Source organism: Tatumella sp. JGM130, from assembly GCF_018257525.1.
Lineage (GTDB): Bacteria > Pseudomonadota > Gammaproteobacteria > Enterobacterales > Enterobacteriaceae > Tatumella > Tatumella punctata.
This window is the reverse complement of record NZ_JAERJS010000018.1, coordinates 22,870-38,333: the sequence shown is the minus strand read 5'-3', so window position 1 is coordinate 38,333 and position 15,464 is coordinate 22,870. Positions and strand designations below refer to the sequence as shown.

At 51.9% G+C, this 15,464-nt stretch carries 13 protein-coding genes and 1 riboswitch; of the genes, 7 read left to right on the top strand and 6 right to left on the bottom strand.

The annotated features are described in order from the left end of the window. Positions 1-70 precede the first annotated feature (70 nt). Together folB and bacA are read left to right on the top strand one after the other, a co-directional pair. The gene (gene folB, locus JK211_RS10095) at positions 71-430 is read left to right on the top strand and encodes a bifunctional dihydroneopterin aldolase/7,8-dihydroneopterin epimerase (RefSeq protein ID WP_212708551.1); all 360 of its coding nucleotides are present in this window, start codon (positions 71-73) and stop codon (positions 428-430) included. 212 nt (positions 431-642) lie between these two features. Then, complete coding sequence (gene bacA, locus JK211_RS10090) at positions 643-1,461, top strand: undecaprenyl-diphosphate phosphatase (RefSeq protein WP_212708550.1); 819 nt, start codon at positions 643-645, stop codon at positions 1,459-1,461. Between the two features lie 74 nt (positions 1,462-1,535). Here the strand turns inward: bacA and JK211_RS10085 are convergent, their stop codons facing one another. Together JK211_RS10085 and JK211_RS10080 are read right to left on the bottom strand one after the other, a co-directional pair. Beyond that, a complete protein-coding gene (locus JK211_RS10085; RefSeq protein ID WP_212708549.1) occupies positions 1,536-2,753 on the bottom strand; it encodes a multifunctional CCA addition/repair protein in 1,218 nt (405 codons plus the stop codon). A gap of 102 nt (positions 2,754-2,855) precedes the next feature. Continuing rightward, complete coding sequence (locus JK211_RS10080) at positions 2,856-3,479, bottom strand: TIGR04211 family SH3 domain-containing protein (RefSeq protein WP_212708548.1); 624 nt, start codon at positions 3,477-3,479, stop codon at positions 2,856-2,858. A gap of 200 nt (positions 3,480-3,679) precedes the next feature. On the opposite strand from JK211_RS10080, the gene JK211_RS10075 reads away from it, so the two are divergent. From JK211_RS10075 to hldE, 3 genes are all read left to right on the top strand, one after another. Continuing rightward, a complete protein-coding gene (locus tag JK211_RS10075) occupies positions 3,680-4,996 on the top strand; it encodes an inorganic triphosphatase (RefSeq protein ID WP_212708547.1) in 1,317 nt (438 codons plus the stop codon). Between the two features lie 89 nt (positions 4,997-5,085). Next, positions 5,086-7,875: a bifunctional [glutamate--ammonia ligase]-adenylyl-L-tyrosine phosphorylase/[glutamate--ammonia-ligase] adenylyltransferase gene (gene glnE / locus JK211_RS10070; protein WP_249213284.1), complete on the top strand. Its 2,790-nt coding sequence runs from the start codon at positions 5,086-5,088 to the stop codon at positions 7,873-7,875. Positions 7,876-8,039: 164 nt separating this feature from the next. After that, complete coding sequence (gene hldE, locus JK211_RS10065) at positions 8,040-9,470, top strand: bifunctional D-glycero-beta-D-manno-heptose-7-phosphate kinase/D-glycero-beta-D-manno-heptose 1-phosphate adenylyltransferase HldE (RefSeq protein WP_212708545.1); 1,431 nt, start codon at positions 8,040-8,042, stop codon at positions 9,468-9,470. Positions 9,471-9,517: 47 nt separating this feature from the next. On the opposite strand, the gene JK211_RS10060 is transcribed toward hldE, so the two are convergent. Next, positions 9,518-9,802, bottom strand: coding sequence for an accessory factor UbiK family protein (locus JK211_RS10060; RefSeq protein ID WP_212708544.1), 285 nt, complete (start codon positions 9,800-9,802; stop codon positions 9,518-9,520). 183 nt (positions 9,803-9,985) lie between these two features. Then, a riboswitch (FMN riboswitch) is annotated at positions 9,986-10,134 on the top strand. A gap of 105 nt (positions 10,135-10,239) precedes the next feature. Between JK211_RS10060 and ribB the strand changes: the two genes are divergently transcribed. After that, positions 10,240-10,896, top strand: coding sequence for a 3,4-dihydroxy-2-butanone-4-phosphate synthase (ribB, locus tag JK211_RS10055; RefSeq protein ID WP_212708543.1), 657 nt, complete (start codon positions 10,240-10,242; stop codon positions 10,894-10,896). A gap of 193 nt (positions 10,897-11,089) precedes the next feature. Further along, complete coding sequence (gene ygiD / locus JK211_RS10050) at positions 11,090-11,878, top strand: 4,5-DOPA dioxygenase extradiol (RefSeq protein ID WP_212708542.1); 789 nt, start codon at positions 11,090-11,092, stop codon at positions 11,876-11,878. Positions 11,879-11,920: 42 nt separating this feature from the next. Here the strand turns inward: ygiD and JK211_RS10045 are convergent, their stop codons facing one another. The 3 genes from JK211_RS10045 to tolC form a co-directional block, all read right to left on the bottom strand. After that, positions 11,921-13,081, bottom strand: a complete 1,161-nt coding sequence (locus JK211_RS10045) for a glutathionylspermidine synthase family protein (protein ID WP_212708541.1) — start codon at positions 13,079-13,081, stop codon at positions 11,921-11,923. A gap of 8 nt (positions 13,082-13,089) precedes the next feature. Next, on the bottom strand, positions 13,090-13,764 hold the full coding sequence (locus JK211_RS10040) for a DUF1190 family protein (RefSeq protein ID WP_212708540.1): 675 nt from the start codon (positions 13,762-13,764) through the stop codon (positions 13,090-13,092). Between the two features lie 136 nt (positions 13,765-13,900). Further along, positions 13,901-15,373, bottom strand: a complete 1,473-nt coding sequence (gene tolC / locus JK211_RS10035; protein ID WP_212708539.1) for an outer membrane channel protein TolC — start codon at positions 15,371-15,373, stop codon at positions 13,901-13,903. Positions 15,374-15,464: the final 91 nt, after the last annotated feature.

The window sequence follows — 15,464 nt, the reverse complement described above, 5'->3', positions numbered from 1 at the left end:
CTGACTGGATAATACGCATAAAGCAGCGGAAGTGGTATCTGATAACCGTAAAAACACAGAGAGTAGCATCATGGATATAGTCTTTATTGAACAACTGACAGTATTTACCACCATCGGCGCCTATGACTGGGAACAGACAATCCGGCAGAAATTGTTACTGGATATTGAGATGGCCTGGGATAACCGGCAGGCGGCAAAGAGTGACGATGTGGCAGATTGTCTGAGTTATGCAGATGTCTCTGATGCGGTATTACAGCACTTACAGGGACAGCGTTTTGCGCTGGTAGAACGGGTGGCAGAAGAAGTTGCTGAGTTACTGATCCGTCGTTTTGCTCTGGAAGGCGTCAGAATAAAGGTGAGTAAGCCGGGGGCAGTGGCTCAGGCGAGTCAGGTCGGTGTACGTATCGAACGTGGCGTTATTCCTAAATAACCAGTAACTGGTATTAAATAATTGCCATCAAAATGAAACCCGACCAGAGTATTAATTGTCTTTACGTCCGGGCGCTTGCTGACCGGGATTATCTGTTGTACGCAACAGACCGGCCACAGCCCCGCAGACGATATAACGACTGACGGATATCGTCCGTGTCCGGATGAGCAATTGTGGTGTTTTTATCGGGTGGATTTGGAGAGGGTATTTTGATGGCGGATATGCATCACCTGTTGATCGCGGCTATTCTGGGGATGGTTGAGGGGCTGACTGAGTTTTTACCAGTTTCTTCGACCGGTCATATGATTATTGTCGGCTACTTACTGGGATTCGAGGGTAAAACTGCGGATACTTTTGAAGTGGTTATTCAGTTGGGGTCTATTCTGGCGGTGGTGGTTATGTTCTGGCGCCGGTTATTTGGCCTGATAGGGATTCATTTCGGTAAAGTCCCCCACCAGGGCAGGGGAAACGGACACCTGACACTGATCCATATTCTGCTGGGGATGATCCCCGCGGTAGTGCTGGGATTGATATTACATGACCGGATAAAGTCCCTGTTTACACCGCTGAATGTGATGTATGCCTTAATCGCCGGTGGCATTCTGCTGTTACTGGCCGAGTACTTTAAACCAAAACAACCGAAGTCCGTTGGCCTGGATGATATCACTTACCGGCAGGCGTTTATGATTGGCTGTTTCCAGTGTCTGGCCTTATGGCCGGGGTTTTCACGCTCAGGAGCGACCATTTCCGGAGGGATGCTGATGGGGATCAGCCGCTTTGCGGCGTCCGCATTTTCGTTTCTGCTGGCGGTGCCGATGATGATGGGAGCAACAGCGCTGGATCTCTACAAGAGCCTGGGTTTCCTGACCCTGAGTGATATACCTATGTTTGCTACCGGGTTTATCGTCGCTTTTCTGGTGGCATTGGTGGCAATTAAAGTTTTCCTTGAACTGATAAAACGCATTTCGTTTGTGCCGTTTGCTATCTATCGCTTTATTCTTGCAGCAGTAGTCTATTTTATTTTTACCTGACAGCGCAGCCGTACGGGGACCGATTACCGTCCCCGTACGGCGTGTATGGCTGCGTTGCACCACTGAGCTGATATTTATGGACAGGAAGGGCGAATGGCCTGAATACGTCGCCGGGTCAGCTCATGACGAATATCGGGGCCTTTAAAACCCGCTCTGACGATGTCGGTGACGGGAACTGCGGCAGCCAGATTATATAACTCTCTGATAAACATCGCCTGTGGATATTGCTGCTCCGTCAGCCCTTTACGTCCGCGGGCATCTGCTTCGCTGGCAATCGTCAGTTGTTCAAGCCGCTCCGGTTTCCGCCATACATCAATCCGGTCAAACAGACGGATAATGTTCTCTGCCGGCTGACGCTGGACGGTATGAATCACATCATGAAACTCGGTGATGACTAATGCCAGATCGCGGAAGTGATTAGGCACTTTCAGACGCAGGCACAGGGCGGTTACTAGCGGTAAACCGGCAATGCCGTGGCCGGGATGAGACGGCAGCAGTGCTTCCGGCGTCAGTGCTTTACCGGCATCATGAAACAGGGCAGAAAAACGGATGGCCGGGTCTTCTGTCAGTCTGGCAGCCATAGCCAGTGTCATCAGACTATGGATACCGGTATCGATTTCCGGATGCCATTTGACCGGCGCAGGGACCCCGAACAGATTATCCAGCTCCGGAAATAATACTTTCAGAGCACCGCACTGGCGTAACACCCGGAAATACACTTCCGGTTGCCGGACAGTCAGGGCTTTTTCTGTTTCTTTCCAGACCCGCTCGGCGGTCAGATGTTGCAATTCTCCGCTGCCGGAGAGTTGTGTCATCAGCGCCATGGTCTCTTCTGCAATCGTAAATCCCAGGTCGGCAAAACGGGCGGCGAATCGGGCGACCCGCAATACCCGCAGCGGGTCATCAACAAAGGCAGGAGAAACATGGCGCAACAGACGCTGCTGCAGATCCCGCTGGCCGTGCCAGGGGTCAATGATTTCCCCGTGGCTGTCCTGAGCCATGGCGTTAATCGTCAGGTCGCGCCGCTGCAAATCTTCTTTCAGGGTGACATCCGGGGAGAAACAGGTCGTAAATCCCGTATAGCCGTGGCCGGCTTTTTTCTCGGTGCGGGCAAGGGCATACTCTTCATGACTGTCGGGATGTAAAAAAACCGGGAAATCCCGGCCAGCCTGCTGATAGCCTTCAGACAGCAGCGCCTGCGGCGTGGCACCGACCACCACCCAGTCCCGATCTTTGACCGGCAGATTAAGCATGGCATCGCGGACGGCACCACCGACCAGATATGTTTTCACTGTATCACTCCTGTGTTTCTCCGTCGTTCCCGCATACGGCTGAGATTAGCTGGCGGAAGCGGCTGTACAGAACAGTAAATTCCGGGACGTCCCGGCCAGCAGTCAGCGCATCCAGCGATCGTTACTTTTACGGCGTGGCATCATACGTGGCAGTAACAGACCGATTAATAGCCCCAGTCCCATTACACCACCGCCATACATAAACCATTGCATGATAATCGCACGTTGCTTGTCATCCAACTGAACATTAGCGGCATCGACTTTTTTCTGTGCCACAATCAGTGCATTCTTCAGGTTCTGATTTTCCTGTTTCAGTGTGTTAATTGCTCCGTCACTGCCCGCTACCTTTTTCTGCATATCGGCAGTACGCTGATTCCAGCTGGTATCAATATTCGCCAGCTTATCAGTGAGATCTTTTACCTGTTGTTGCAACTGCGGTACCTGAGTACGCAGACTGGGGGTTTCACTCAGCTGAGACAGGGGGATCCAGTTAGTACGGCCCTGGGAGTCGCGGATTTCAGCATACTTAGTGTCCGGGCTGGACTGCAGCAGTGTTACTTGTTCACCGGCATTCAGTTTACCGACCAGGCGATACTGGTCACCGGGACCACTGCGTACCCAGGTTGACAGTTCATCGGAAATGTAACGGGTAGTATCAGCATGAACCGCAGGGGCTATACTACTGAAAGCCAGGAAAAAAAGGCCAGTGCGTGTAAGTTTATTCATTAGACGTCGTTTTTGCATAGTATATGGGTAAATTTAATGCCACAGTCTGGAGAGGGGCTGTATAGAGATAAATGAGAACTTTCCTGTTCTCGGCGATGCTAAAGCCTAACAAATCAAAGACAGTGCGTCTTTACTGGATTACTCTGGAAGCGGAGTAATTTAACGGTTTATTGATAGTAATTGTGACATTCAGAGATTCTATGACCATCGAAACAGAACTAAAGTTCATTGCCAGTCCGCTGGCTGCCTCACAACTGGCAGACCGTCTTAATGGCTGGCCTCACCAGCACTCTGCGCCTCAGGCTTTGGCAAATATCTATTTTGAAACGCCTGATAATCAGTTACGCCGCTGGGATATGGGGTTACGGATCCGCGGTATCAATCAGCACTATGAAATGACGCTGAAAACCAGCGGCCAGACGATTGGCGGATTACATCAGCGTCCGGAATTTAATGTCAGCTTAGCTGACGACACTCTGGATATTCGCTTATTGCCGGAAAGTGTCTGGCCGGAAGGTATTGATGTTACGGAACTCCAACAGCGACTGCAGCCCTTGTTCCGTACGGATTTTGTCCGTGAGAAATGGCTGGTGAGTTGTGGTGACAGTGAAATTGAAGTGGCTTTTGACCAGGGCGCTGTCATTGCCGGAGAGTTGCAGACTCCGCTGTTTGAAGTGGAGCTGGAGCTGAAAAAAGGTACACGTCAGGCACTGATGGCATTTGCCTTTGAGTTAATTGCCGGCGGCGGACTGCGGCCCGGCAGTCTGAGTAAAGCGGCCAGGGGCTATCATCTGGCTCAGGGAAATCCGCCGAAAAATGTCCGTCCGTTCCCGCGGGTGCAGGCAGAGAAAAAACTGACCTGTGAACAGGGCCTGCAAACGATGTTGTCTGTATTGCTGAATGAATGGCAATACCATGAAGAGTTATGGCTGGAAGGTAACAAAGAGGCCGGCGTGCGGGTGCGGGAGATACTGTTAGGTATCCGGGAAGTGTTTACCCTGTTTGGCAGCATGATCCCCCGTAAAGCCACTGGCCGGTTACGTGAATTATTGCTGACCCTGGCGCAGTCAGCGGTTGACAGCCCTGCTGAGGAGCTCTGTTTCTCTGCTGCCTCGGCAGAAACCCAGTTAGCACTGACTCACTGGCTGACCGAGCAACCGTGGAAAGCCGTACTGGAAGAGAAACACCGTAAAAAACTGCAGGGCTCTTTTAAACGTTTTTGTGACGTGATGCTGGGCCGGGTGGTGGCGGAACTAAAAGGCACCACGGCTGAAGTTAGTCAGCCTGCAGGGTATCAGGATAAAGCTCAGCGTATTCACCGGCAGATACTGGCGGTTTGCCTGTTATGCGGAGCCTATCCGCTGACAGCCGTCGATGAGTGGCTGGCGCCATGGTGGCAGGTATTACAGCAAATTCATCAGGAACGTTATCATGACCTGCCGTGGACGCTGCGTTCATTGCATCGCCAGGCAGCGTTCTGGCTTAACGGTAATGAACCGGGCAAAGTCAGCGAATAACATCAGACCATTTCATCAGATATCACAGGGAATATAGTATGTTGCCGTTACCTTTACTGATGCAGGAGCAATACAGGAAAGTGGCAGAAATGCCCGGTTTTCCATTGTTGCCTCCGGGCGAAGATGCGTGCGCCGTTCTGGCATTCAGTGATTTTGTAGCAGAAAGCCTGCTGCAGCATCCGGACTGGTGGCGGCGACTGCAACAATATCCGCCCGCACCTGATGAATGGCAACAGTATCGGTTATGGCTGGCTGAGTGGCTGGAAGGTGCCGACAGTGAGGCTGCAGTTATGCAGGCCTTACGTCATTTCCGACGTTATATGATGGTCAGAATCGCCTGGATGCAATCGCTGTCGGTGGCGACGACCCGGCAAAGCCTGTTACAGCTGAGTGAACTGGCGGAAGTATTAATTATTGCCGCACGTGACTGGGTTTACCGGCAATGCTGTCTCGAATGGGGAACCCCCTGCAGCCATGAAGGTGTCGAACAGCCATTATATATTCTGGGTATGGGGAAGCTGGGTGGCCGTGAACTGAACTTCTCTTCGGATATTGATTTAATCTTCGCCTGGCCTGCCGCGGGAACCACCCGCGGCGGAAGGCGGCAACTGGATAACACCCTGTTTTTTACCCGTATGGGACAGCGGCTGATTAAACTGCTGGATCAGCAAACGCCGGAAGGTTTTGTCTATCGGGTGGATATGCGCCTTCGGCCTTTTGGCGACAGCGGGCCGCTGGTGATGAGTTTTGCTGCACTGGAGGATTATTACCAGGAGCAGGGGCGTGACTGGGAACGTTACGCCATGGTAAAGGCTCGTATCCTGGGACAGTCGGATAATGAGGGATATCAGGAACTGCAGCAGATGCTGCGGCCTTTTGTCTACCGGCGTTATATTGATTTTAGTGTGATCCAGTCATTACGTACCATGAAAGGGATGATTGCCCGCGAAGTACGTCGTCGTGGCCTGACCGATAATATTAAACTCGGTGCCGGAGGGATCCGCGAATGTGAATTTATCGTTCAGGTATTTCAGCTAATCCGTGGCGGACGTGAGCGTTCACTTCAGCAACGTTCCTGGCTGGCAGCGCTTGATTCTGTCGCCAGTCTGGGCTTGCTGCCCGGCCAGCAAGTGACCCGGTTAAGCGATGCCTATCTCTGGCTGCGGCGGCTGGAAAACCTGTTGCAAAGTATTAATGATCAGCAAACCCAGACCCTGCCTTCCGATACTCTGTACCGGCAACGGCTGTCATGGGCGATGGGTGAACAGGACTGGTCTGGCCTGTGTACTACCCTGGCTCAGCATATGGAAAATGTGCGTACTATTTTCGATGAATTAATCGGGGAGGATGTCCCGGGGGCCGCAGAACAGAGTGAACTGAGTGATTACAGTGAATTGTGGCTCGGGGATTATCATGCCGGGGAATTACAGCCCCTGACACCCGGACTTGATGATCAACAGCGGCAGCGGCTGCTGAAACAGTTGCATGATTTCCGGCAGGACGTCGCGCGCCGGACTATCGGGCCGCGTGGCCGGCAGGCTCTCGATCAGCTGATGCCCCGTTTGCTGGCTGAGCTCTGTGGCGGCCCGCAGGCCGATGAAACGCTGCACCGTTTGATTCCGCTACTGAGCGGCGTGCTTACCCGCAGCACTTATCTGGAACTGCTGACAGAGTATCCCGGTGCATTGTCGCATCTAATCCGGCTGTGTGCTGCTTCACCAATGGTCGCGGATCAGCTGGCTCGTTACCCGTTGTTGCTGGATGAGTTGCTGGATCCTGCCACCCTGTATCATCCGCCGGCTATCGATGCTTACCGTGATGAGTTACGCCAGTACCTGATGCGTATTCCGGCAGATGATGAAGAACAACAACTGGAAGCATTACGTCAGTTTAAGCAAACTCAGCAGTTACATATTGCTGCAGCTGATATAGCCAGAACGCTGCCGGTGATGAAAGTCAGTGATCATCTGACCTGGCTGGCGGAAGCTATTCTGGAAATGGTGGTCCGCCAGGCATGGAATATGATGGTTGCCCGTTACGGGCGGCCCTGCCATCTGAGTGATCCGCAGCAGTACGGTTTTGCAGTCGTGGGGTATGGCAAACTGGGTGGGCTGGAACTGGGGTACAGCTCAGATCTTGACCTGGTTTTTTTGCATGATTGCCCCGAAGATTCTTCGACTGACGGGCCACGTAGCATCGACAGTCGCCAGTTTTATCTGCGTCTGACACAGCGCATTATGCATCTGTTCAGCACCCGTACTGCCTCCGGTATTTTATATGAAGTGGATGCCAGACTTCGTCCGTCAGGTGCGGCTGGGATGCTGGTCAGTACTTTCAGTGCATTCCACCAGTATCAGCGTGAAGAGGCCTGGACCTGGGAACATCAGGCCCTGGTGCGGGCACGGATTGTCTTTGGTGAACCGGCCCTGGCGGAGCGTTTTAACGCTATCCGTCGTGATATTCTCTGTCTGCCAAGACAGGCACAAACACTGCAAAAAGAAGTCCGGGAAATGCGCGAAAAAATGCGTCAGCATCTGGGGAATAAACATAAGGGGCGCTGGGACATTAAGGCTGACAGTGGCGGTATCACTGATATTGAATTTATCGCCCAGTATCTGGTGCTCAGTCATGCATCCCGTCAGCCTGAACTGGCCCGCTGGCCGGATAATGTGCGGATCTTTGAGGCGATGGCCGCTGCCGGTATTATGCAGGAAGAAGAAGCGGCACAATTGACGGCCACCTATGTCACTTTACGGGATGCCTTGCACCAGCTGGCATTGCAATCTCTGCCTGCTGCGGTTGCTGCGGATTTATACTCAGTACAACGGCAGACAGTCAGCCAGAGCTGGCATCACTGGCTGGCACAGTCACCCGTATAAAGCAGCGCAACTTTTCCGTCTGTCTGTTGCCATAGTTAAGATTTATTTTCAGGGCAGGTAACCCGGCCCGCCGATTTGGTTTGCAGATAACAGCTACCTGCGGGTGTTTATGTTATTATCGGCAAAATTTTTTAGTCTGGTTTACACGCTCTGGAGTCTCTGGAATGAAAGTAACGCTGCCTGATTTTGGCCGTGCGGGTGTATTGGTGATTGGTGACGTTATGTTAGATCGTTACTGGTATGGACCGACACAACGAATATCTCCTGAAGCCCCGGTACCTGTGGTTAAAGTAGAAACGATAGAAGAGCGGCCTGGCGGTGCGGCCAACGTCGCAATGAACATTGCCGCGCTCGGAACGGCTTCACAAATTATCGGGTTAACCGGTGCCGATGACGCTGCAGCCACCCTGTCCCGCACCCTGGAAAAAGTGCATGTCGGGTGTAATTTTGTCCCGGTAAGCACGCATCCGACGATCACTAAATTACGTATTCTGTCGCGTAATCAGCAGTTAATTCGTCTCGATTTTGAAGAAGGGTTTGAAAATATTGACCCTGAGCCGATTAATCAGCGGATGCGGGAAACCGTCGGTAAAGTCGGAGCAGTGGTGCTTTCCGATTATGCCAAAGGTGCCTTATCTGATGTACAGACGCTGATCCGTCTTGCCCGCGATGCCGGGGTTCCTGTATTGATTGACCCGAAAGGCACTGATTTTGAGCGCTATCGCGGCGCCACACTGCTGACACCTAATCTGTCCGAATTCGAAGCTGTGGCCGGTAAATGCCGTAATGTCGATGATATCATTGAGCGGGGGATGGCGCTGGTGGCGGATTATGAATTATCCGCTTTACTGGTCACCCGTTCAGAACATGGTATGACCTTATTACAACCAGGGAAAGATCCTGTGCATTTACCGACCCTGGCACAGGAAGTTTATGATGTTACCGGAGCCGGAGATACGGTGATAGGGGTGCTGGCAGCATCGCTGGCAGCCGGTTGCTCTCTGGAAGATGCCTGTTTCCTGGCGAATGCCGGTGCCGGCGTGGTCGTCGGAAAACTGGGTACTTCGACAGTCAGTCCTGTTGAGCTGGAAAATGCAATTCATGCCCGTCCGGACAGCGGCTTTGGTGTGATGAATGAGCAGCAACTGAAGTCTGTGGTCGAACAGGCCCGTGCCCGTGGTGAAAAAGTCGTCATGACGAACGGCGTATTCGACATTCTGCATGCCGGTCATGTTTCTTATCTGGCAAATGCCCGTAACCTCGGCGACCGGCTGATTGTTGCGGTGAACAGTGATGCTTCGACCCGCCGTCTGAAAGGAAGCAGTCGTCCGGTGAATCCGCTGATTAACCGCATGACGGTTCTGGGGGCACTGGAAGCTGTAGACTGGGTGGTTTCCTTTGAAGAAGATACTCCGCAGCGTCTGATCGGCGAAATTTTACCGGATTTGCTGGTCAAAGGCGGTGACTATAAGCCGGAAGATGTTGCCGGGGGAAAAGAGGTTGTGGCGAACGGCGGAGAGGTGCGTATTCTTAATTTTGAAGACGGTATCTCGACAACCAATATCATCAGGACCATTACCAGCCGTCAGTCCTGATCGTTCAGCAACAAGATACGGGGACCACAGGTCCCCGTATCTCTGTACTAGGCGTCAGTCTCTGACGGTTTTTGTTCTGTGGCCGGTACCGAAGCTGCTGCTTCCAGGGCATTCAGCCGGAGCTCCAGCGCTGCCAGTTTTTCACGGGTGCGCAGCAATACCTGAGTCTGCACATCAAACTCTTCGCGGTTAACCAAATCCATACGGCCAAGCTGGGCCTGTAGTACCTGACGGATTTTCTTCTCGACGTCACCGCCTAAATTGCGGATCCCTTGTGGCATCGCATCCTGTACCTGGCGGGCGAGTTGTTCAATTTTCTTAGCATCAATCATGACAGATTCCTGTGGTGGTCGCCCTGAAGCGAATGAGGCGCCGCCGCTGGCCGCCTCCTGAATAAGACAAGTGTAATCCCTCAGCCGTCAACGGGAAACCTATAAATTAAACCGCAGTAATGGTTAATAACTTTTAGCCGTCCGGTGATTGCCGTTTTTTACAATAGGGGATATAGTGAATTTGCTTATTCTCAGGGCGGGGCGAAACTCCCCACCGGCGGTAAATCAGTTTTCACTGAAAGCCCGCGAGCGCTTCAGCCTGTGGCTGAAGGTCAGCAGATCCGGTGTAATTCCGGGGCCGACGGTTATAGTCCGGATGGGAGAGGGTAACGATATATGACGGACCTGACCGGTTCTTACCGTTATTTTTTGTCTTGCTGACATTCCTCCTAAGCTGCCCTGGTTCTGGTAACATTTATAACTAAAGGGTTTTTACCATGAATCAGACACTTCTTTCTGAATTTGGCACGCCTGAACAGCGTGTGGAACGTGCATTTTCCGCACTGCGTGAACGACGCGGGGTGATGGTGCTGGACGATGAAGATCGTGAAAACGAAGCAGATATGATCTTCGCAGCCGAAACCATGACCGTGGAGCAGATGGCGCTGACCATCCGTCATGGCAGTGGCATTGTATGTCTGTGCATGACCGAACAGCGTCGTCGTCAGCTTGATCTGCCGATGATGGTAGAAAACAATACCAGTGCTTATGGTACCGGCTTTACAGTAACCATTGAAGCGGTTCAGGGCGTAACGACCGGTGTATCGGCCAGGGATCGTATCACAACTATAGGTGCTGCCATTGCGGACGATGCACAGCCTTCCGATTTGAATCGTCCCGGCCATGTCTTCCCGTTGCGTGCCCGTGAAGGCGGTGTACTGACCCGTGGCGGACACACAGAAGCAACTATTGATCTGGTGCGTCTGGCCGGTTTTAAACCGATGGGTGTACTTTGTGAACTGACCAATGATGACGGTACGATGGCGCGGGCACCGGAAGCGATCGCTTTTGCGAAACAGCATGATATGCCGGTAGTGACTATCGAAGATCTGATTGCATGGCGGCAGCAACACGATAATCGTCAGGCAGTCTGAGACCCTGTACTGCAGTAGCATACCATCAAAAAAGCTGACCGGAGTGTCAGCTTTTTTATTATAACCAATTGATTGTTCTTCGTATTATTTCATTCAAATTCTCTGAATATGATCATCATTATCCCCCGCGTGTGTTCCTGATAAAAAAGCGTATGTTGGTATGCATTAGAAAGCTGATTTGCGGAGTTTATTTATGACAGGTTCACGTATGCCGGCTGTATTCCTCGGCCATGGCAGCCCGATGAATGTGCTGGAAGATAATCGTTATACTCAATGCTGGCAGGCGCTGGGGGAAGCATTACCACGACCGACCGCCATTGTTGCCATTTCTGCTCACTGGTATACCCGTGGAACGGCGGTAACTGCAATGGCGGAGCCACGGACGATCCATGACTTCGGTGGATTCCCTCAGGCATTATTTGATACCCGTTACCCGGCGCCGGGTTCACCGGCCCTTGCGGCACAGGTTGCCGAATTATTAGCGCCGGTGCCGGTAACGCTGGATCAGGAATGGGGACTGGACCACGGGTCATGGGGAGTACTGATAAAAATGTATCCGGACGCATCCATTCCGGTTGTGCAGCTCAGTATTGACGGGACTCAGCCAGCCGAATATCACTTTGCTCTCGGTCAGAAACTGGCCGCCCTGCGTGAACAGGGCGTCATGATTGTGGCCAGCGGTAATATGGTGCATAACCTGCGTAAAGTACGCTGGGAAGGCGGATCCGGGGCTTATCCCTGGGCTGAATCATTTAATAATTTTGTGCGGGAAAATCTGCACTGGCAGGGCGACAGGGCACAGCATCCGTTAGTTAACTTTATGCAACATGAGGGCGCGGTGTTGTCTAATCCTTCCCCTGAACACTATCTGCCCTTGTTGTATGTGCTGGGGGCGGTATTACCGGGCGATAAAATTTCAATACCGGTCGATGGTATTGAAATGGGGTCACTGAGTATGTTGTCGGTGCTGGCTGACTCATGAATGATAAAACCAGGGGCAGCAAACGCGCCCCTGATAGCTGTTTCAGCCGGTAAAACAGTGCGGATAGAAGCGTGACAGGTCCTGGGTAATCAGTTGCTTATCTTCACGCAGTCCTATACCGGCAGGCTGGTCATCGATTAGCCAGCTGCCAATCACCGTATGATTACCGTCAAACTCGGGTAACGGATGATATTGCTGGATAATGGTGCCTTCTTCACCGTAAGGCCCGTCGGCACTGGCTATCTCACGGCCCTGATCGATAATCCGGATATTCGAGCCTTCGCGGGAAAATAGCGGTTTAATAACATATTTCTCCGGCAACGGCGGGTTATCTTCGGAAAACCATGCCGGCAACAGATTAGGGTGGCCGGGAAACATTTCCCAGAGTAATGGCAGGATGGCTTTATTTGAGATAATGCTTTTCCATGCCGGTTCCAGCCAGCGAACCCCGGCATCGGCCAGTTTCATTGAGAAAGATTCCCTGAACATAAATTCCCAGGGGTAGAGTTTGAACAGATTACTGATCACCTGATCCTGAAGATCAGTAAACTGCCCTTTTTCACCGAGGCCGATATCATCAATATACAGAAATTCGTTTGGCAGCCCGGCCTCACTGGCACAGTCCTGTAAATACTGAACTGTGGCCCGATCTTCGCTGCTGTGCTGGCAGCAACTCAGATGCAGGCTATTGAAGCCAGAATGTTGCTGTAGCTGACGGAATCGGTCGATCAGTTTTTCCTGAAGACTGTTAAACTGATCACTGCCTGCCGGTAGCTGCCCGGCAGCCATTTGATCCTCCAGCCAGATCCACTGAAAAAAAGCCGCTTCATATAAGGAAGTGGGAGTGTCTGCGTTATTTTCCAGTAACTTAGCATCACCGCTGCCGCCCCAGGCGAGATCCAGTCGTGAGTAAAGTGACGGTTGCCGGTTGTGCCAGGACTCGCGGACAAAATCACGGACATGTTTCGGGATCCGGAACTTATCCAGTAACTGTTCACTGGCGATGACGCGCTCTGCGGCCTGTAAGCACATCTGGTGCAATTCAGCGGTGACGTCTTCCAGATATTCGACCTGTGGCAGGGTAAAGCGGTAATAGGCATCTTCACTCCAGTAAGGTTCTCCGTACAGGGTGTGAAAATTAAAACCATACTCTTCGGCTTTACTGCGCCAGTCCGGACGTTCAGTTATGGGCAGGCGTTGCATAATACAGTTTATCCTCCGAAAGAACGGGTACTGCGCGTTGTGGCAGGGCTGCGGCTGGCCGGGCTGGCAGCATTACGCTGCATTGTATTCTGGCGGGCAACCGACTCACCAAAACCACCACGGGTAATGGTCGATGTGGTGGCCGGTTTGGGGGCCATCGCACTTTTTGGCACTGTCGCGGTACGGCCGCCGGTGGCAGGCCCATAAGATTTTCCTGAGGCATCAACAAATTGGCCGTTGGCCGGGCTGGCGGCATTACGCGGTGTAAACAGTGGCTGAGACATACCGCCGCCCATCATCCGTCCCATCATATAACCTGCCATCAGTGGCATCCAGAAACTGCCACTTTGCTGAGGCTCTGCTGCGGTTGATGCCTGTGCCGGTGCCTTCTGGCACTGATTTTCGCCGAACTCCGCCACGCAGTCTTCACGGCTGGCATACTTTGGTGCTGTGCGGGCTGCTTCTTTCACCGCATTATTATAAGCCGAATCACACTGTGCCTGCTGGCCGGGGTTTGCTTTACTGCATTGATCGGCATTCATATACATAGAGACATTTTCATCTTTTTGTTCGCAGCCGCTAAGCATAAAAACTGCCGAAATAGCGACTGCGACCGGCGTCAGATGACGCGCCTGCCAGCTTTTACGGAATGCTGCATGGCGGATATTTTTTGTCCGTTTCATTTTATTTTTCCATAGCCCAAAGGTCAGGCCTAAGGATAGGGGAAGGGCGGTTAAAAATGAAGCTGGGAGGCTGATGCTGAGGGGATCTTTACGTTGTTATACGTTTGCCGGGGCGAGGATCCCCGGCAAATACAGACTACTGACGGAAAGGGTTACCACTGTGACGCGGGGTGGCTGGTTTCCTTTCTGCTGCCGGTGTTGCTGTTACCGGAGCGTTATTGCCATCGGCTTCCGCAACCTGCTGCGGATTTTCCGGAGCAACAATATCCGGAGAGGTTGGTACTTCCGGGCCGAGCTGAGCGTTTAAGGCGCCGAGATCCTGCTCATTCAGGGTACCTAATGCATATTTAATATTCAGCTGATTAATCAGGTAGCTATAACGTGCATCTGCCAATTGCTGGCGTGCATTGTACAGGGTGGTGGTTGCATCCAGTACATCAACGATAGTCCTGGTGCCGACCTGGTAGCCGGCTTCCATGGCATCGAGGGAACTTTTCGCCGAAACCACTGCCTGTTTATAAGCATTGATGCTGCTGATTGATGCATTCACGTTGTTAAACGATGACCGGACAGTCTGAACCGCAGAACGGTGTGCGCTTTCCAGTTTCTCGCTGGCGCTGACAAAGCTGAATTCCGCTTGTTTGACCTGAGAGGTCACAGAGCCACCGCTATATAACGGAATAGACAAGCTCAGACCAATCTGGTTAGACCCGGAAATGGAATCCTGGTTAGAACTGGTAGTATGAGCACGGCTGCCGCCATATTTGCTGTTGGATAAGCCGGTCGATGCCGTCAGACCAAGGGTTGGCATATGTCCGGTTTCAGCATATTTAATTTGTTCGCGAGCTAAATCCTGCGACAGACGGGCAGACAACAATGACAGGTTATGATTGTCGGCTTGTTTCAGCAGTGAATTAACGTTTTCCGGTTTTTCGGTTCTGAAGCGTTCCGTATTGACGGAAGCCAGTGCATTGTAATCATTACCTGTCACCTGACGTAATTTCTCGACCATATTATCAAGATTATTACGAGCTGTGACTTCACTTGCCAGCACCGTATCGTATTGCGCCCGGGCGTTTTGTACGTCAGTAATCGCTACCAGACCGACATTAAAACGCTGGGTGGTCTGATCTAATTCACGATAGATAGACTGTTTCTGTGCTTCAGTATAAGACAGGGTATCAATCGCATTCAGTACATTAAAATAGGCAGTTGCAGTATTCAGAATCAGTTCCTGTTGCGCTACCTGATAGGTAACATCCTGAATACCTGCTGTTTTTTCCTGTAATGTCAGGGCGCGCCATTTAGACATATCAAAGATTGTCTGGGTAAGCTGTAACGATGCGCTGGTGGTATTTGAATGAATACCGCTGTTATCCCGGTAACCGCTATTGAAAGCGTAATCTCCGCCCAGACCTAACTGAGGTAACAGCGGGCTGCGTGATTCATTGATTTTTTCAAACGCGGCATCACGATCGGCGGCAGCACTGCGCAGGTCCGGATTCGAAGTACGGGCCTGTTGATACACCTGGAGCAAATCTTCGGCCTGGCTAAGTTGTGAAAAGCCGGCAAAACTCAGGCTAATGATAACTGGGAGCAATTTTTTCATTTGCATTCCTTGTATTGCAGCGAAATTGCATAAATGGTGCTGTCGGGAGCCAAAAAATAATCAGCGATTCTATCAGAGTACGATGGCATGT